The organism is Paramylibacter ulvae (assembly GCF_014652655.1).
Lineage (GTDB): Bacteria > Pseudomonadota > Alphaproteobacteria > Rhodobacterales > Rhodobacteraceae > Amylibacter > Amylibacter ulvae.
Genome location: NZ_BMZF01000001.1, coordinates 180,261 through 199,125, shown reverse-complemented (window position 1 = coordinate 199,125; position 18,865 = coordinate 180,261). Strand labels below are relative to the sequence as shown.

Genomic DNA, 18,865 nt, shown 5'->3' with positions numbered 1-18,865 from the left:
GCTTACTCCTGCGCGACGTGCTGTTCTTCTTCGAGCGCCATTTCGATAGCATATTCCTGTGCAAGCTCAACTGCAACAGGTGAACCAGATGGGGAAATTGGTGTGTAAATGCTGGTATCCTCGATTGATGGCGCTGCGCGTTGCGTCATGCGATACATCGCATAAAGCGACATCATCGCCATCAAAACACCGATATAGGCAAAGAAACTGTTCGCACCAAATCGCGTCATTGCCCAACCCACAATCATCGGCCCCACAATCGCGCCGAGCCCGTTGATAAAGATCAAACCACCAGACGCAGCGGCCATATCTTCGTGTTCCAGAAAATCGTTCGTATATGCAATATACAATGAATACAGCGGGTTAGAGACGCCTCCGATGATAAATCCGACCACCAAATACATGGTGAAATTTCCATCAACCAATGTGGCAAAGAGTGAGGCAACGAAGCCAATAGCCGTAATTGCAACGATCAAAATACGGCGATCCATGCGATCAGACAGCCACCCAATCGGGAACTGGCACAACATTCCGCCGGTATAAATTGACGCGACAAACCATGTGATATCTGAAACATCCATGCCCTTTTCCGTACCAAAAATTGACGCCATCCCAAACAACGCCGAAAACACGGCACCCAACAAAAAATTGCCAACAACACCCAACGGGGATGCGATTAACAAATCATATAGCTTCATCGGTTTTGTCGTTTGAAACTGTGGCGCAGGGCTAACCGATAACAAAATCGGGGCGAATGATAATGATACCGCGACGGATACGATTACAAACAATGTGTATCCACCCGGATCGGCAAAGTTCATGACCCATTGCGCCAAAACGATCCCCATCATTTGGACAATCAAATACATCGACAAGGTTTGACCACGGGTTTCGTTTGTTGCGCTGTCATTCAGCCAACTTTCTGCAACCACATAAACGCCAGAAAAGCTGAACCCCAAAACGACACGCAGGAAAAACCAGAAATATTGGTTTGGCCACGCAGCATACAAAATCAAACAGGCCGAAATCAGGGATGCAAGAGCTGCGAAAACCCGCACATGCCCAACACGGCGGATCATTTCAGGGGCAAGCCGCGATCCCCCCAAAAAGCCAAGGAAATACCCTGCCATGATCCATGACATGGTAACGGGGCTGAACCCTTCGATCGCGCCGCGAATACCGAGCAACGTACCTTGCAAACCATTGCCAAGCATTAACAGAAGCATCCCAACAAGAAGTGCCCATGAATTTTTAAGAACCCCAAACATGGGCATTACTCCGTAAGATTTAGCTGTGACTTAACTGATCATAAAACTGATAAATGTGCTGTTATCGACGTAAACTGGCGCGAATGAACTATGGAACCAATAACGACGCATCACCGTATGAAAAAAACCTGTATTGTTCGCGGATGGCGGTTTGATAGATTTGTTTCATCTGGTCCATCCCCATTAACGCACTGACCAACATTAACAAAGTGGATTTTGGCAGATGGAAATTGGTGATCAAGGCATCGGTTGCATGAAATTCAAACCCAGGGGTTATGAAAATATCAGTATCACCAACCCAAGGTTTGATTTCCCCACCCCGCGCCGCCGTTTCGATCAGGCGAAGAGCGGTGGTGCCAACGGGGATTACCCGCCCGCCACTTGCACGGGTTTGGGCGATTTCTGCGGCGGCCTCTGCGCTGACCTCTCCCCATTCGGAATGCATTTTGTGATCGGCGATATCATCAACCTTTACTGGTAAAAATGTGCCTGCGCCCACATGCAAAGTAACTTCACTGGTATTCACGCCCATATCGCGCAACGCATCCAATTGATCTGTTTCAAAATGAAGCGACGCCGTTGGCGCGGCGACCGCGCCCATGGTTTTGGCAAACACGGTTTGGTAATCCGCCAGATCTTGTTCGTCGGCGGGGCGTTTGGATGCAATATATGGCGGTAACGGCATAAAACCATTCGCGGCCAGCTGTCGATCAAACGCAGCGCCCGATAGATTAAATTCCAACACCATACCCTGTTCAGATTTAGATATAACGGTGGCGTTGAAGTCATCCGCGAATATAATTTCTTCGCCAACCTTGGCACGTTTTGCAGGTTTTGCCAGTGTCAGCCAATGCCCGTTCGTATCCATCGACAAAAGGGTTATTTCCAAACCAGCAAATGTTTCGCCATTGTCTGAAATACGGCGCCGTTGTCCATTCAGGCGCGCGGGAATAACCTTGGTATTATTCAAAACCAAGCGGTCATTGGGGCGCAAAAATGATGCCAGATCAGAAAATTTTTGGTGATTAATTTCACCCGATTGGGCCACAAGCATACGCGAAGCAGATCGCGGTTTTGCTGGGCGCAACGCAATCAATTCTTCGGACAAATCAAAATCAAAATCAGACAGTTTCATAAAAACAGCCTGTGTCCGAACGCGGATGTAATTGCAAGCCTATTGCGACGGTTGGGGCTGATTCTGGCGAAAAATTTCGCGAAAAATGCCAGGGGTCAAAATCGAAAACGGATTTACCCCCACTTTGGGGTTTTTGGAATCGCCTGTCATTGTGTAGGTAAAGCTGAATAACCCTTCGCCCTTTTGGCGGCCAAACAATTTCCCAAACACACGTTGGAACGCACCGTTCAATACATAGAGCGGGGTTACCACGCCTTCGATATCAACCGATCTTTGCCCCAAATTATACCATCCATTCACGGTCATCCCCATGGATGGACCAACCGCACTGATATTTTGTAGCTGGATATTTTTAGGCGTGATCGCAAAATTACCAATGATTTTGTCAAAATGGATACCTTTGGATTTCATTTGCTGCAATAACCCAACAACCGACATGGCATTCATTAACGATGTCATTCCATTGCTTTGTACCATGCGACCACCGTCGATTGAAAATTTACCTCTGAAATTCCCGTCCTGTTGTTGTGGTGCGATTTCGAGGATCAAATCACCTCCGCGATAGGTTTGCATCACGCCACCCCCGCGCAACGTGCCCCCAGCATCGCTGGATTGAATGCGAATGCTGGTCCCATATTGTCCATTTTGAAATGTCCCAGCGATGTTGGCTTGGTTATTTAAGCTGGCGGTAAATTTTCCAATCGCGGATGCGCCCGCGCCGCGCGTTGCACGCAGGTTGTGCAACGTGATTGCATCGGTAATCACCAATTGATCAAGGCTTACATCGATCGCGCCACCACCGCTCGCATTGCCAAACTGAAAGCGGCGCATATCGGCGCGTCCACCATTGAGCAAAATCTTACTCGCCCCTGCACCCCGCCCGACAACTGTGGCGGATGTATCAAACCAATTGCCGACCTTAATTTCATCAAATTGGGCGCTTTTGAATGTACCTTTATCGCCAAGATCAACCGTACCCTTTGCCGCCAATCCATCTGCGGAAAATGCAAATTGATCAATTTTGGGATTTTGACCAAGCGATCCGCTCACGCGTAAATCACCCGAAGAACTTGCTCCTTTTCGCCATCCCAATGTGGGTACGTTCATCGCCAACCCTTTAAGGTTACTTTGCAATTGGAAATCGGCGGCCTGACCTGCATTCAGAGTAATATCAATTTTCGCTGGGGCGCGCCCATCAATGCTTCCCTTTGGGAAATTAACGTTGAACTTGCGCAGACTTGCCTGATCAAGCTGCATGGTAGACGTGATGTTTTGCGATTTACCTTGTCCAAATTCCATATGCCATTTTGTGGTGGTATCGATCCCATCAAATCGAATAGGCCCTTGCAGCGACATGCCCGCGTTATCAACATTTAATGCAACACTTTTGGCGGTGATCGTTTTCCCCGCGACCAGTTTTTCGGTGCTAAGGTTTTGAATGTCACCATTGAATTCTATAAACAACTCCTTGGTTGTTGTGGTTTTGGCCAATGGCACATGTAATGTTCCATTCGTACGCAAATTCCCCTGTGCCACGTCGGTTTGCAAACCAACCTTGTCAATGAATTGAAACTGTTCAACGTTCAACAGTTCAAGCGCGGCCAAAATGCTGCCTTGGGTTTTCAGGTCAATCTTTGCTAACGCGGGCTTTGCCGTGATTTGTGGAATGGTGAGCGTTGATCCTGCCAAATCCACGTTTTCACCACGCGGGGTTGTCACATGCCCATCTGCAAGTTGAATTGAAAACGCGGTTTCGGTCAAACGGCCCACGCCCGTCGCCGATTGCAAGGGCGGCATGGTGCGCATGAATTTGGCATCCACATCACTCGCCAAGAAATTCATTTCCAAATTGGGCGAACCATCACGCAACAATATGTGCCCGTTTAACCCCCTTACCATGCCCTTGGTTATGTTTTTTGCAATCCAATCGCGTGTCTTTGTCGCCGCCTCTATTGGCCACAGTGAGATCAGACGATTAACCCCGATTTCATCGACGCGAAATTGATAACTGCTCTGCCAAATATCTTCGTTTATCCACGATGACCCTTTTACAAAATAGCTGGTTTTTTCGTCTTTCAAAAAAGCATTTGAAACATGCACGCGGTGTTTACCAATGTGAAAATCTGCATTGATATGCGCAGTTTGAAACGCCAGTGTTTTGGAAAACACTTCACGATCGGCAAAGTTTAATTGAGACACATTCAGATCAGTTTGCAAAATTTCGATTTCGCCCAAATCATCACGTAGCAATATTGCATCGCCAACCGCCGCCAGTTTCAAACGCGGCGCGTCAATTTCTATGCTGTCAAAAGTGAACCGCTCGGCGTCACCTTGGTAATTGAAATACGCCTTGATCCGATCAAATTTTGGCGTTGTTTCATCAAGCAATCCCCGCACGCGCCCGTTCGTCAGATCAAGCACACCAGAAAAATCCTTGACTATTTCCGATTGCGCCAATTCCAATAAAAAAGACCCAGACGCCACCGCATCAACCCCACGCAACCAACCAAGCGCGCGCACCTGTCCCGCCAATTGTACGGGGCTGGCATTATCGAACCCAACCTTTAGCTGGCTTGTATCAGCGCCCAAACGATGGCGCAGCGAAATTTGTAACGTCGTGTTTGCGTTTTCGTCTTGTTCAAGTTCCAGATCGCTGTGCAAATCAAATAAATCTTGTGTACGTGTCAGGCTCACATTTGCACGATCAAACGTATATTGTTGGCCCGAAAACCGATCATCGTATCGTACTTTGGTATCAACAAATTCAATCGTTTGAAGGTCTTGCAGCCATTCAATTTTAGCGAATGAATTCAGAATGTTATCAATCGAATTGAATTCAATATCAGATGTTTCTGTTTTAGTTTGAAAATTAAATGATCCATCTTTGTGGCGAATGACTGACAGGTTCATTTCTTGGATGCGCAATGCCTCTGGTCGCGCTGCGCCACGTACCGCTGCCATGCTGGAAAATGCGAGCTCGGCCAAGGGGAACGATAACATATTTGCACCTTGGGCATTTTTCAGTGCAACATCTCTTAGTTGAATATTTACGGCCTGATCCAAATCCTTGGCATGGATTTGAAACTGGCCGATTTCCACCTGCGATCCGTTGATTTCACGGTTGATGCGGTTTTCGACAAATTCCACTAATTTGGGATGTTCAACTGGCCCTGTTGAAAATCGTAGATAAAGAAAACCAATAAATAACAACGCAATAACAACAGCCGTTATTGTTACCGAACAGCAGAATCCGATAAAATGCAAAAACGGATGTTTCCGTTTGCGCGGAGCAACGGCGGTGTCTTTGGTCATTGGTGTCCCAACTGGGTTCCTAGCGTATTTTTGGTGGCATTTCTAAAAATGCTACACTATTGCATTTTACGACAGTTCGCACAGCGCGCCATGTAAAAAGGATGATATAGATGCATATAGGTCAAAAATTGCCTAACGTAACCCTCCCGCGTGACGGCGGTGGTGATGTGGACCTGTCAAAGTTGACAGGGAAAAACGTGGTTTTATTTTTCTACCCGCGTGATAACACACCCGGTTGCACCAAAGAATCCATCGGTTTTTCGCATATGAAACAGGAATTTTCCGATTTAAACACAGTGGTTTACGGCGTGTCCAAGGATAGCGTTTCATCACATGATAAATTCGTTGCCAAACAAGATTTGACCGTCCCCCTGTTATCAGACGAACACACCGATCTGTGCGAAACATTCGGCGTTTGGAAAGAAAAAAACATGTATGGCAAAAAATTCATGGGGATCGAACGATCCACGTTTTTGTTCAACACAGATGGTGAATTGGTTCAGGAATGGCGCAAGGTCAAAGTTCCAGATCATGTTGAATCCGTATTGCTGGCGGTCAAAGATTTATGACGCGCCCGACACTAACCGAATTAGCGGTGGATGTACTTACCACCAAAGATGGGCATGAAAAGACGCAAAAATCGCTCGCCGCTGCCAAGATGTGGTTTGATTCAGTTGCTGATAACAACCCACTTGAAATTGGTAATGCAACGCCCCCCGATGTGCCATCGCGCCCTGATGCCCCTGAATTGTTGCCCCCCAACAAAATGCCAAAGCGCAAAACCGGATCGGTCAAGGGTCGTGCGGCGTTGCTTCATGCGATCGCACATATCGAATTGAACGCGGTTGATTTACACTGGGATATCATCCCTCGCTTTGCCCATGTTGATATGCCACGGGGATATTTTGACGATTGGGTTAAGGCCGCGGCAGAGGAATCGAAACATTTCAATCTGTTATGTGATCGTTTGCATGACATGGACAGCTTTTATGGTGAAATCCCTGCCCATTTGGGCATGTGGCGATCCGCGCAATCCACCGCCACCGATTTTATGGGCCGCCTTGCAATTGTGCCGATGGTGTTGGAAGCGCGCGGTTTGGACGTGACCCCTGGCATGATCGACATGTTTAACAAGGTCGGCGATGACAAAACCGTTGCAACGCTGGAAACTATTTACGGCGAAGAGGTTGGGCATGTGGCCTATGGTTCCAAATGGTTTCACTTTTTATGTGGTCGCCACGACAAAGATCCCAAGATTGAATTCCACCGCTTGGTCGGCGAATATTTCCCCGGTGGATTGAAACCACCTTTCAATGATGAAAAGCGCGCAGAGGCAGGAATACCGCTTGATTTTTATTGGCCCGTCGCCGTGAGCTAGGCCAATTTCAAATTACAGTTTTGGCGTTGTGCTTGGTCACCCAGCGCAAAGTGGCAAAATCCCGCTTATTTACCCGTATATCGCGGCGTTTTTTGAAACACTGGTAAAAACTGTTTGATTGAACATGTTCCATTCCGTAAAGACTGTGGCGGGGTAACTAGGCCAAGCAAAAAATCAAGAGGCTGGGGAATGAAAAGACTATTTGTTTCATTAAATCGCGCATTGGGAAATCAAGTTCCTGAACAACGTATTTATTTGAGATCAGATAAATCAACTCGCTACGTCCGTTTGTCGCCACTGGCACAGACGACCATTGGTGCGGCTATTGCTGTGACGGTGTGTTGGAGTGTGATCGCATCATCCGCGTTGTTAATTGATAAACTGACGGCAAATTCCGAAGGAAAACAATCTGCAGTTATTCAAATTGCGTTTCAGGATCGTTTGGAACAAATTTCTGGTGAACGCGATCAGCGCGCATTAGAGGCACAAACCGCACAAGAACGGTTTTACATCGCACTTGAACAAATTTCAGAACAACAATCCGATCTGCTCGAAGCCGAAGAAGAACGCCGCGAATTGGCGACCGGCATCAAGATTATGCAGCGCAAATTACAAGCCGCTGTCAAAGATCGTGATATCGCACAGAAAAAATCAGATTCATTGTTGAATGAATTGCAAACTGTTTCTGGCAGCATCGACAATCGCATTGGCAATGCCGAGGATGTGCAAACCACCCTGTCGTTTGTCACCGACGCGCTTGGCACGACAAGCCAAGAACGCGATGCGGTTTTGATGGAACATAAGGCGCTAAAAGACCGCGTTGCCGAAATGGAATTTGATTCACGCTTGTTGCAAGAACGCGGCGATCAAATCTTTGCCCGCCTTGAAGAGGCCGTGGATGTGTCCCTTGGCCCATTGAAATCAAACCTAAACCGAAGCGGCATCAGCGTTGACAACCTCATCAACGAAGTAAGCCGTGGATATTCAGGCACAGGTGGCCCAATGACGCCGCTTGTTGTGTCATCCAAAAGCATATTTGACGATCAAATTTCAAATCGCGCCAACAAATTGTTAAAAGATTTGGATCGCGTTAATTTGTTGAAATTGGCCGCGCGCAAGGTGCCATTGGCACATCCTGTCGCGGGCAGCTTTCGCTATACCAGCGGATTTGGATATCGTAGTGACCCAAAAACAGGTGGTCGTCGTTTGCACAAGGGTCGCGATATGGCAGGCCCGCGCGGCACGCCAATCGTTTCAACCGCTGACGGTGTTGTGACATTCGCAGGTCGTCAAAGCGGTTATGGTAACTTGGTTAAAGTGCGCCACAGTCAAGGTTTCGAAACATTTTATGCTCATTTAAACGCAATTCGCGTTAAAAATGGACAGCGTGTTTCACGTGGTGATCGTATAGGTGATATGGGTAACACTGGACGCAGCACGGGCGTTCATCTACATTATGAAATCCGCGTCGGCGGCAAAGCTGTTAATCCAGCGAATTATATGAGGTCAGTAAACTAATGTTTTCCAAAAGCAAAATCAACGCACCAGCAAAAGATGCGGCACCTGCAAAGTCAGACACATCACCTGCGCCGGCAAGCAAGCCAGCCGTGACACCATCGTCATCTGCATCCCCTGCTCCTGTTGCGCCAAAGGCAAAGCCGCCAGCGTCCACATTGTCTGCGGATTTGGCGATTAAGGGGAACATGAAAACCTCTGGTGATATCCAAATTCAAGGCACGGTCGAAGGCGACATTCGCGCTCATTTGTTGACGATTGGCGAAGGCGCAACCGTAAAAGGCGAAGTGATCGCCGATGATTTGGTGATCAATGGTCGTATCATTGGCCGCGTGCGCGGTCTTAAGGTGCGTTTGACATCAACAGCCGATGTAAAGGGTGATATCATCCACAAAACAATCGCAATTGAAAGCGGCGCACATTTTGAGGGTTCAGTCACACGCCAAGACGATCCGTTGAATGCAACCGTTGCCAAAACATCTGGCAAGGTGGCCGCAAAAGACGCCTAAGGTTTTATAACATCGCATTGAAACAGCCCGTCCATTTGGATGGGCTTTTTTTATCCCAACAATTGTGGGATCATAAGATAGGCCAGAACAGCAGCCATCAATAACAAAAGCAAAGTGAAAAATTTGTGGACATGCGCCATCACACCTTTGCTCGGTTCTGGTGCTGGCTTTTCTTTCTTGGCAAATAATCCGCTTAAAAAACCGCCCTTTTTCGCAGTGTCATTATCGCTAACTTCGTCGATGGTTTGGGTGGTTGTGCCGTTCCCATCATCGATATTGCGAAACAGTGACCTCAACTCGTCTTCGGCACGATCAAAATCAGGATAACTTTTGGGCGCATCGCTCATGGTAATCTTTCGTTTAGCTGTTCCGTCAACGTTAACACCAACTTCTGCCGTTACCAAAGCCATTTCTGACATATCTTGCGATTCTGTGACATCAGGTGCCGTTGGTTCCACGGGCACATAATCATCAGGAAGATCGGCATGTCTGGTGACACGCAAATGCACAGCACCAAATGGATCGGTGCTGGTTTTGTCTTGGTGGTACACATGAATAACCTCATGCGCAGAACGACCAAAGCTTTCGCCATGTTTTGGAATGGTTCCTAACTGTCGGCAATATTGCATAAACATCAGAGACAATTCCAACAACGGTTTCAAACCAAGCGGGGATTGTTCAAACACCAGGTTTTTCCCTATGAATTTTTCTGAATTCATGAACCGTGCACCGATGAGCTGTTTGCCTGTCTCTGGGTCATTTGATCCAAACAGTTTTGGATGTGTGAACAGAAATATCGGGAACTTTTCACGCGTCGCGATTTCAAAACCGCTGGCGGTCAATAAATGTTGTGATGCCATCCAGTGTACAAGGCTCGGTTCATGGGCATGGTTCACGAATGCCACCACTTTCAACAGCAGATTTAAGCGAAAGCCATAGCTGTCTTGCGTTTCTTTTCCACTAGAATTATCCGTTTTATCAATGGATTGCAGCATCGCCAAGACATCATCTGGCATATCATCAAGAACGGGTGCAACACCTGCTCCCGTGCCAACGTGGATTAACGCATGGGTTTTATGCGCATCTATTAGTGTTTCAAAATCCACGGCCAGTGATTTGTTAAATGGCGAGTTCAACGCTTCTTGAAACGTGTTTTTCGCCAATTTTTCGTTGTGCAATGCGATTTTTACGAAACAATCGCCAATCGTGAAATGCAGATCATTGCCCGTCGCCGATCCACCGTATTTTTGGCCAAACCGTTGATTTGGAAATGCCGCAACAATTGACTTAATCAATGCGTCGTCATCAAGAATAGGAAGCCCGTCCGCAAATATACAAGCCGCCGAAACATCGTGGCTCTTGGCAAAAATTGCTGGATCAAGCTTCATACTAACTACCCTTCTTGTGCCTCCGCACGTGTTTTACCAGATACATCCAGCGCCAATGCTGCCGCCATGAATTGATCCAAATCGCCATCCAGCACGCCTTGGCTGTCGGATGTTTCCACATTGGTACGCAAATCTTTCACCATTTGATAGGGTTGCAAGACATAGGAACGGATTTGGTTGCCCCACCCCGCGTCACCCTTGTTATCATGGGCTTCCTGGATGCCTTCGGTGCGTTTACGCAATTCAATTTCATACAGACGCGATTTTAGCGCGTTCATACATGTGGCGCGGTTTTGGTGCTGTGATTTCGCCGATGCCTGCACAACGATCCCTGTGGGGATATGGGTCATGCGCACCGCGGAATCGGTTTTATTCACATGCTGGCCACCTGCACCCGATGCGCGAAACGTATCAACACGCAAATCGGATGGGTTGATCTCGATTTCGATATTGTCGTCAATCACAGGGTAAACCCAAACAGAGCTGAACGATGTGTGGCGTTTTGCGTTTGAATCAAATGGTGAAATGCGCACCAAACGATGCACACCACTTTCGGTTTTCATCCAGCCATAGGCGTTATCGCCCTTGATCTGATAGGTGACGGATTTAATCCCCGCCTCATCCCCAGCGTTATAGGCAACTTCGTCCACGGAATAACCCTGTTTTTCCGCCCATCGCACATACATGCGCGCCAACATTGATGCCCAGTCACAGCTTTCTGTACCACCCGCGCCCGCGTTAATTTCAAGGAACGTATCGTTGCCATCCACTTCGCCGCTTAACAACGCGGCGATCTCTTGTTTGGCGGATTCTTTTTGAACCTTTCGAATGGCGGCTTCTGCCTCGTCGATGACTTCTTGGTCCTCTTCCATTTCGCCAAGTTCGATCAATTCAATATTATCGGCCAGATCTTGGGACAGGTTTTTAAACCCGTCAATTGCATCCGCTAACATCTGGCGTTCGCGCATCAATTTTTGCGCCTTGGCAGGATCGTTCCACAGGTCAGGATTTTCGGACAGCGCATTGAATTCTTCCATGCGATATTCGGCAGTGTCCCAATCCATGCGCTGTTTCAACAGCTCTAGCGATTTATTGATTTCACCAACAAGGTTTTCGATTTCTGCACGCATTATTCTGGTCCGTATTATGAACCATCTTTCTAGCCATTCGCGCCCATTAGGTAAAGAGCAACCGCATCAATAGAGCCCGCCACTGGACAATGAACCAAAGCTGGCCTTGGCTGGGATTTTCTTTTTCTTGCCCGTGGATGTGCGCACTACTTTGTCCTTTTTGGTAGTGGTTGTATTGCGGCTAAAGTTGCTGAAAATTTCGATATTTGTTTCGGCTTCAAATCCACCGTCGATAAAATCTAGCAAACCGTTTGCATCAAAATCTTCACCGATGCGGAACAATTCGCGCACCACGTGATCGCCTGTGGCATCATCGGGCAAGCGTACACCGCTGAATCGGTCGAATTTGTAAAATACGGTATTATCTGGCTGTTCAAAATTATCAGCACCGTATTTTTGCACAGCTTTGGCCATGAATTGTTGGAATACGGGGCCACACATGCCACCACCAGATGCACCACGTCCCAGCGTTTTAGGCGTATCAAATCCCATGTAACAGCCCGCAACAATGTTGCTGGTGAAACCAACAAACCAAACATCCTTGGCTTCGTTGGTTGTCCCTGTTTTACCCGCCACTGGCACGCCCAAGTTCACGGTTTTGCGTGCTGTGCCGCGTTCAACTACACCGCGCATCATGGATGTGATGCGATAGGCAGTAACTTCGTCCATGACGCGCTCTTTGTCAGATGACAGGGTTACGCCTTGTCCGTCAGCCAAATCTCCGGGGCCACAATCCGCACATACACGGCCATCATGGCGAAACACCGTTTTACCACTGCGATCTTGGACGCGATCGATCAATGTGGGGTGAATACGCTCACCACCATTTGCAAACATCGCATAGGATGAAACAATTTTATAAAGTGTGGATTCCTGCGCACCCAACGCACCAGACAACACACGCGACATGCGATCATACACGCCAAAGCGTTCGGCATATCCGCCAACAACGCCCATGCCCACATCCTGTGCCAAACGAATGGTCATCAGGTTACGTGATTGTTCGATCCCCACGCGCAATGGCGCGGGACCATAGAATTTGTTCGATGCATTTTTTGGTGTCCACAAGCCCTGTGGCGTGTTGATTTTGATCGGCGCGTCAACCACAATGGTCACAGGGGAATATCCACTATCCATGGCGGCGGCATATACAAACGGTTTGAACACCGAACCGGGTTGGCGTTGTGCCTGTGTTGCGCGGTTAAACACGCTGTGCTGATATGAAAAACCACCCTGCATGGCCAACACGCGCCCCGTGTTTGTGTCCATCGCGACAAAGCCACCTTGGATTTTCGGCACTTGGCGCAAGGTCCAAGATTTCACACTGCGATCATCGTTCAACGCCGATTTCACCAAAACCACATCACCCGCTGAAAACATATCAGCGGCGTTTTTCATACGGAAACGATCGCCATCTTTGTTGACCTTGTTTTTCGCCCATTTGTTTTCAACAGAAAAATACAGACGGTCGCGTTCTTCGTTGTAGTCAAAACCCTCTACGCCGATTTGAGCGGTTTTTTCACCGACACTTAACACCACCGCTGGATACCAGTTTTCGATATCGCGCGGTGCTTTGGCATTTTCCAACGCATTGCGCCATTTTGGCTCGTCATCCAACAATGCCGTATCGATTGTGGAAACTGCGCCGAAATACGGGCTGTTGCGGCGATCATATGCCTCTAGCCCACGGCGAAGCGCACGTTCTGCTTCGCGCTGCATATCTGTATCCATCGTGGCACGTACGGCGTAACCACCTGTGAAAAATTCATCTTCACCAAATGAATTAGTCACCTGGCGGCGAATTTCATCGGTGAAATAATTGCGCGGCGGGCGAGATGAACGCGCAGTTTCCATATGACCGCCCTGCACGGTTTCCAGATCACTGGCACGGGCAAGTTTAGCCTCTTCTTCTGTGGCATAACCATTTTCAGCCATTTCACGTAGAACGAAATTTCGACGATTCAACGCGCGTTCTTTTTGGCGCACGGGATGATAATTTGACGGCGCTTTTGGCAGGGATGCCAAATAAGCCACCTCTTGCAAATTCAACTGTTCCAGAGTTTTACCGAAATAGGTTTCGGCCGCCGCCGTCACACCATATGAATTTTGGCCCAGAAAAATTTCGTTCAGATATAATTCCAAAATGCGATCTTTGCTCAATGATCCTTCAATCCGCGCGGACAGGATCAATTCTTTGATTTTGCGTTCTGCGGAACGGTCATTGGTCAGCAAAAAGTTTTTCGTCACCTGTTGCGTGATTGTGGACGCACCGCGCAATGTTCCACCTGTTGCCGCGTCAATCCCCGCCTTTACAATACCAAGTGGATCGTAACCCTTGTGGTTATAAAAGTTTTTATCCTCGGCGCTGATAAATGCGTTTTTCAAAATATCGGGCATTTCTTCGACGGACGTGAATTGGCGTCGTTCAGATGCGAATTCATCCATCACGCCCCCATCAACCGCATAAACCCGCGAAATCGTTGCGGGCTCGTATCCTGCCAAACTGTCATGATCGGGCAAGTCGCGACCGTATGCCAAAAACACCGCCGCAATCGTGGCAACACCCAAAATTGCGCCCAATGTGAGCACTGTAAAAATAACACCAAAAAATGAAACAATTGATCTTAGCACGGGAATCCCTCGTCGAGTTCGACAGTTATTTAGGCGGTTGCTGGGTTTTGGTCAAAAGCCGCATCATAAAAATACGCCCAAAATCCGCCGATACGTTTCGCCTTACATAGTGAATTTAACGTCTAATTAAAACCCTATTGTCGTAACAATTTTGCGGCCGCCGCGTCTTCGACAGCCCATGAATCCAATGCTAAAACGATACCATCAATCACCTTGGAACGCCACGATTGTGTGATCAAATTATTAAGATCACGCCGATTGGTCATGAAACCCAGTTCGATCAGGATGGATGGAATGTCGGGTGCTTTTAATACGGCAAAGCCAGCGGATAAATGTGGACGGCTACGCAGCTTGCCCACGGATTGCGCAATTTCCAGAACCATCATTTCCGCCAACATATCGCTGCGCTCAAATGTTTCCAATCGCGCCAAATCCATTAACACCCCTGCCAGTTCATCGTCCTGATCCGTAAGATCTACACCTGCCAACAGATCGGAACGCGAAAGCTGGCTGGCCAATAGTTCGGCACTGGTGTTTGATGCTTTGTTTGACAAGGTGTAAACCGTGATACCAGACGCCGATCCAGACACCACCGCATCCGCATGCAAAGATATGAACACATCTGCGTTTTGCGCCCGCGCCGATGCAATACGCCCAGGGAGCGAGATGAAATCATCAACACCGCGTGTCATAAACGCCTGAAACCGCCCTGTTCGAATAAGTGCCTCTTTCAATTCCAGCGCAAATTGCAAAACCAAGTCTTTTTCAGAATGCCCGTCATAAATAGCGCCAGTATCCAACCCACCGTGACCCGGATCCAGCATTACAATAATGGGACGTGTCCCGTCTTGGCGTTTTTTGGCAATCATATCCGCCTTGAACGCAGGCAAATCCCAGAGTGCATCATTGGGCGGCGTGGATTTTTCGCCAAAGTCTTGTTTGTTGACCTGTTCCAAATAAACCGACAACTGACCAGTTCCAGCACTGTTTTCGGTACCCATCTCTGCGGTTTTCACAATCATTGGTTCAGACAATGTCAAAACCATCCGCGACCAGCCGGGGCGAAACGCACCAAACCGCGCATCCGTGACCTTTTCTGATTCTTCGATAAAATCACTGGGCAGCTGTGCCCAATCAACCTGTTTAAAATCCAAGATCAAACGATATGGTTCGCCCAATGTGTAGACGCGAAACGGTACGGGTTGGGATAATCCCAAATCAATTTGCAAACCCCATAATTTATCGTCCAATTTCGTACGATTGGCGTCAATGCGTGCCAATGCACCGAATTCTTGGGCAACGCCAACCGCCGCCCAACATTGAAATATGCAAAAAATTAGCGCTGATATGATCGTTTTCACTGCTTTTTACCGCTCTTTGGCTGTTTCTTATAATATAGCAAAACAAAAACAGATTGTAATTGCCTAATCTTCAACTTATTGATGAACAATCGGTGTTTGAAAAATCACCACAAAGTTTCGCTGGCGGTATTCTTTGCGACAGGCATTTGCTGAAGACCGCGATGAACCCCCAGCAGGCCAAATGGCCAAACAGAACAGCCCATTTTGCGCAATCAGTGCGAAATCGGCCTTATATCAACGCTCACGAATAAGAGCGTCGGAGAAAACCGCGATGAAACGCGCGCCGAAAAACAGCCAAAACACCGCGGACATGTCTGCGCCTGTTGGCGTATCGCGCGCTATCGCCTTAACTAAACATGTAAATTCAACGTCCCCTGAACAAGGGAGGCTTTGATTTGCGTGTCAGAAAGAAAACATGTCAAAGAAAATGCTTATCGATGCAACACACGCGGAAGAAACCCGCGTTGTTGTTGTAGAAGGAAACAAAGTAGATGAATTCGACTTTGAAAGTCTAAATAAACGTCAACTTGCAGGGAATATCTATCTTGCCAAGGTTACACGCGTAGAGCCATCGCTTCAGGCGGCTTTTGTTGATTACGGCGGGAATCGCCACGGATTTTTGGCCTTTTCCGAAATTCACCCCGATTACTATCAAATTCCTGTCGCCGATCGCGAAAAGCTGTTGGAAGAGGAAGAAGCATACGCCAAGGCCGTTGCCGAAGCGGAAGAGCAAAAATCCAAACAAAAAACAAAATCGCGCCGCCGCAGCCGTGCTAAATCCAAAACTGTCGCTGAATCTGCGCAAACAGATGCGGTTGTTACAGGTGATGCCACATCCCCTGATGTGATCGACGTTGACGAAGAAAATGGTTTGGTTGAGGTTCCTGAAAATAAACAGGAACAGCCCGTTGAATCCGCCCAAACGGATGCCGACGCAGGCGAACCCATTGAAAACGAAGTTGAAACCGTTGACACTGTAACCGAAGTTTCCAGCAACGACGCCGATGAAACCGCTCAAGCAGTTGATGGTGAAATTGTCGAAGACGACGAATTGGCTGACGCAGAAATTTCCGATGACGAAGTCCAAGCAGAGGTGCGCCCACGCAAACCCCGCCCACGTCGTTATAAAATCCAAGAAGTTGTGAAAGTACGCCAAATCATTTTGGTTCAGGTCGTCAAAGAAGAACGCGGCAACAAGGGTGCTGCACTGACAACATATCTATCACTTGCTGGTCGTTATTGTGTACTGATGCCAAACACCGCACGCGGTGGTGGCATTTCACGCAAAATCACCAACGCCACAGATCGCAAGAAAATCAAAGAGATAACCAACGCAATTGAAGTTCCAAAGGGCGCTGGTTTAATCGTACGTACCGCAGGTGCCAAACGATCCCGCACCGATATCGAACGCGATTACGAATATCTGTTGCGCCAATGGGAACAGATCCGCGATCTGACATTGCAATCAATCGCACCTGCGCAAATTTACGCAGAGGGTGATTTGATCAAACGCAGCATTCGCGATCTATATAACCGCGAAATCGACGAAATCATTGTCGAAGGTGATCGTGGTTACGCGGATGCGGTTGAATACATGAAAATGTTGATGCCAACCCGCGTTGAAAAAATCACGCACTACAAGGAATCAATGCCCCTGTTCGCCCGTTATCAGGTCGAAGCGTATTTGGGTGGTATGTTTAACCCGACTGTGCAGCTAAAATCAGGTGGTTATATCGTGATTGATGTGACCGAAGCATTGGTCGCGGTTGATGTAAACTCTGGTCGTGCCACCAAAGAAGGCTCGATCGAAGATACCGCATTGCGCACCAACCTTGAGGCCGCAGAAGAATTGGCACGACAAGCGCGCCTACGCGATTTGGCTGGTTTGATCGTGATCGATTTCATCGACATGGAAGAACGCCGCAACAATTCTGCCGTTGAAAAACGTCTAAAAGACAAATTGAAAAATGATCGCGCACGCATCCAAGTGGGCCGCATTTCGTCATTTGGCTTGTTGGAAATGTCACGCCAACGTCTACGCCCTGGGATGCTAGAGGCGACAACCGCGCCCTGCCCGCATTGTCACGGCACAGGACTTGTTCGTTCCGACGGTAGCCAAGCATTGGCAATCCTGCGCGAAATCGAAGAAGAAGCGACACGCAAACGCACAAACGAAGTGTTGGTCACGACGCCCGTCAATGTTGCAAACTATCTGTTGAACGCCAAACGCGAACATATCAGCGCGATTGAAACGCGTTATGGCATGTCGGTGCGGATCGAAGCAGACGTTTCAATGATCAGCCCTGATTACACCATGGAAAAATTGAAAACCGCCAGCCGCATCGTTGCACAACACAGCGATGAATCTGGTGCGATCACCATGAGCAGCACATCAACCGATGATCTGACAACAGCGCCACCTTCACCAGCAGCCCCCGCACCCATTGGTGATGATGAAGATCAGCCCAAGAAAAAACGCCGTCGTCGGCGTCGGCGCGGTGGGCGCAACAAAAATGGCGCGGATGGTACACAAAGCCAAGACGCAAACGCGGAAAATTCAGACAATGCGAACAATGCGCCAGCTGATTCACCAGAGACGGCCAAGGCAGACGCAATTGAACCGGTGACAGAAACGCCAGTGCAAGATGCACCCGTTGATGCAAAAACAGAAGACGCCGCAGAAGCGCCAGCAAAGCCAACACGCAAACGTGCCCCGCGCAAACCACGTGCACCAAAAGCAGTGCCAAAAACAGAAACAGCTGAACCAGCACCCGTTGCCGAAGATGCAAAACCTGTTGAAACGCCAGAGCCCAGCGAAAAACCCGCGCCGAAAAAACGCGCCGCGGCAAAACGCACCACCGCGAAAAAGGCACCTGCCAAGAAAACAACAGCCAAAGCAAAAGCCGATGCTGATGTAACAGAAACGGCAGAACCCGTTGGCGAAGATGCGCCAGTTGTGAAAAAGCCAACGCGCAAAGCGGCGGCAAAACCGCGCGCTGCTGCGAAACGCAAACCGGCGGCAAAAAAAACAACAGCCGCTGACGAACCTGTGGAAATCCCAGCGCCAAGCCCGACACCAGCGGATCCCGCACCCGTGCCAACACCAGATCCAACACCAGCGCCATCGCCCGAACCCACACAGGTTCCAGTGCCCGCGCCGACACCCGCATCCCCACCCAGTGATGCGGTGGCGAAACCTGCGCCCAAAAAACGCGGTTGGTGGTCACGCTCGTAAAAA

The 18,865-nt window shown here is 48.5% G+C and carries 12 protein-coding genes; 5 read left to right on the top strand and 7 right to left on the bottom strand.

All coding sequences use genetic code 11. From position 1 onward, the window contains the following. Positions 1–2: 2 nt before the first annotated feature. From IE094_RS01040 to IE094_RS01030, 3 genes are all read right to left on the bottom strand, one after another. Positions 3–1,268: an MFS transporter gene (locus IE094_RS01040; protein WP_189638719.1), complete on the bottom strand. Its 1,266-nt coding sequence runs from the start codon at positions 1,266–1,268 to the stop codon at positions 3–5. Positions 1,269–1,356: 88 nt separating this feature from the next. Then, positions 1,357–2,403: a tRNA preQ1(34) S-adenosylmethionine ribosyltransferase-isomerase QueA gene (gene queA / locus IE094_RS01035; protein ID WP_189638718.1), complete on the bottom strand. Its 1,047-nt coding sequence runs from the start codon at positions 2,401–2,403 to the stop codon at positions 1,357–1,359. Between the two features lie 39 nt (positions 2,404–2,442). Beyond that, positions 2,443–5,715: a YhdP family protein gene (locus IE094_RS01030; RefSeq protein ID WP_189638717.1), complete on the bottom strand. Its 3,273-nt coding sequence runs from the start codon at positions 5,713–5,715 to the stop codon at positions 2,443–2,445. Positions 5,716–5,825: 110 nt separating this feature from the next. Here IE094_RS01030 and IE094_RS01025 point away from each other — a divergent pair, with 110 nt between their 5' ends. The 4 genes from IE094_RS01025 to IE094_RS01010 all read left to right on the top strand — a co-directional run bounded on the left by IE094_RS01025 (position 5,826) and on the right by IE094_RS01010 (position 9,117). Continuing rightward, a complete protein-coding gene (locus IE094_RS01025; RefSeq protein WP_189638716.1) occupies positions 5,826–6,284 on the top strand; it encodes a peroxiredoxin in 459 nt (152 codons plus the stop codon). Further along, on the top strand, positions 6,281–7,093 hold the full coding sequence (locus IE094_RS01020; RefSeq protein ID WP_189638715.1) for a ferritin-like domain-containing protein: 813 nt from the start codon (positions 6,281–6,283) through the stop codon (positions 7,091–7,093). Before IE094_RS01025 ends, IE094_RS01020 begins: the two co-directional genes overlap by 4 nt. 189 nt (positions 7,094–7,282) lie before the next feature. Then, the gene (locus IE094_RS01015; RefSeq protein ID WP_189638714.1) at positions 7,283–8,611 is read left to right on the top strand and encodes a DUF5930 domain-containing protein; all 1,329 of its coding nucleotides are present in this window, start codon (positions 7,283–7,285) and stop codon (positions 8,609–8,611) included. Further along, positions 8,611–9,117, top strand: a complete 507-nt coding sequence (locus IE094_RS01010; protein WP_189638713.1) for a bactofilin family protein — start codon at positions 8,611–8,613, stop codon at positions 9,115–9,117. The genes IE094_RS01015 and IE094_RS01010 overlap by 1 nt, the downstream gene beginning before the upstream one ends. A gap of 50 nt (positions 9,118–9,167) precedes the next feature. Here IE094_RS01010 and IE094_RS01005 read toward each other — a convergent pair whose 3' ends face one another. From IE094_RS01005 to IE094_RS00990, 4 genes are all read right to left on the bottom strand, one after another. Next, positions 9,168–10,505: a hypothetical protein gene (locus IE094_RS01005; protein ID WP_189638712.1), complete on the bottom strand. Its 1,338-nt coding sequence runs from the start codon at positions 10,503–10,505 to the stop codon at positions 9,168–9,170. A gap of 5 nt (positions 10,506–10,510) precedes the next feature. After that, positions 10,511–11,635 carry a peptide chain release factor 2 gene (gene prfB, locus IE094_RS01000; protein ID WP_189638711.1) on the bottom strand — a complete coding sequence of 375 codons (1,125 nt, stop codon included), beginning with the start codon at positions 11,633–11,635 and terminating at the stop codon, positions 10,511–10,513. Between the two features lie 66 nt (positions 11,636–11,701). Next, the gene (locus IE094_RS00995) at positions 11,702–14,266 is read right to left on the bottom strand and encodes a penicillin-binding protein 1A (RefSeq protein ID WP_189638710.1); all 2,565 of its coding nucleotides are present in this window, start codon (positions 14,264–14,266) and stop codon (positions 11,702–11,704) included. A 134-nt stretch (positions 14,267–14,400) separates the two neighbouring features. Next, positions 14,401–15,627 carry an N-acetylmuramoyl-L-alanine amidase gene (locus IE094_RS00990; protein ID WP_189638709.1) on the bottom strand — a complete coding sequence of 409 codons (1,227 nt, stop codon included), beginning with the start codon at positions 15,625–15,627 and terminating at the stop codon, positions 14,401–14,403. 415 nt (positions 15,628–16,042) lie between these two features. Between IE094_RS00990 and IE094_RS00985 the strand changes: the two genes are divergently transcribed. Then, positions 16,043–18,862 carry an Rne/Rng family ribonuclease gene (locus IE094_RS00985; RefSeq protein ID WP_189638708.1) on the top strand — a complete coding sequence of 940 codons (2,820 nt, stop codon included), beginning with the start codon at positions 16,043–16,045 and terminating at the stop codon, positions 18,860–18,862. Positions 18,863–18,865: the final 3 nt, after the last annotated feature.

Bases quoted from the DNA above. Each gene is read 5' to 3' on its own strand.
- IE094_RS01040 (WP_189638719.1), bottom strand. From the start codon at position 1,268: ATGTTTGGGGTTCTTAAAAATTCATGGGCACTTCTTGTTGGGATGCTT.
- queA (WP_189638718.1), bottom strand. From the start codon at position 2,403: ATGAAACTGTCTGATTTTGATTTTGATTTGTCCGAAGAATTGATTGCG.
- IE094_RS01030 (WP_189638717.1), bottom strand. From the start codon at position 5,715: ATGACCAAAGACACCGCCGTTGCTCCGCGCAAACGGAAACATCCGTTT.
- IE094_RS01025 (WP_189638716.1), top strand. From the start codon at position 5,826: ATGCATATAGGTCAAAAATTGCCTAACGTAACCCTCCCGCGTGACGGC.
- IE094_RS01020 (WP_189638715.1), top strand. From the start codon at position 6,281: ATGACGCGCCCGACACTAACCGAATTAGCGGTGGATGTACTTACCACC.
- IE094_RS01015 (WP_189638714.1), top strand. From the start codon at position 7,283: ATGAAAAGACTATTTGTTTCATTAAATCGCGCATTGGGAAATCAAGTT.
- IE094_RS01010 (WP_189638713.1), top strand. From the start codon at position 8,611: ATGTTTTCCAAAAGCAAAATCAACGCACCAGCAAAAGATGCGGCACCT.
- IE094_RS01005 (WP_189638712.1), bottom strand. From the start codon at position 10,505: ATGAAGCTTGATCCAGCAATTTTTGCCAAGAGCCACGATGTTTCGGCG.
- prfB (WP_189638711.1), bottom strand. From the start codon at position 11,635: ATGCGTGCAGAAATCGAAAACCTTGTTGGTGAAATCAATAAATCGCTA.
- IE094_RS00985 (WP_189638708.1), top strand. From the start codon at position 16,043: ATGTCAAAGAAAATGCTTATCGATGCAACACACGCGGAAGAAACCCGC.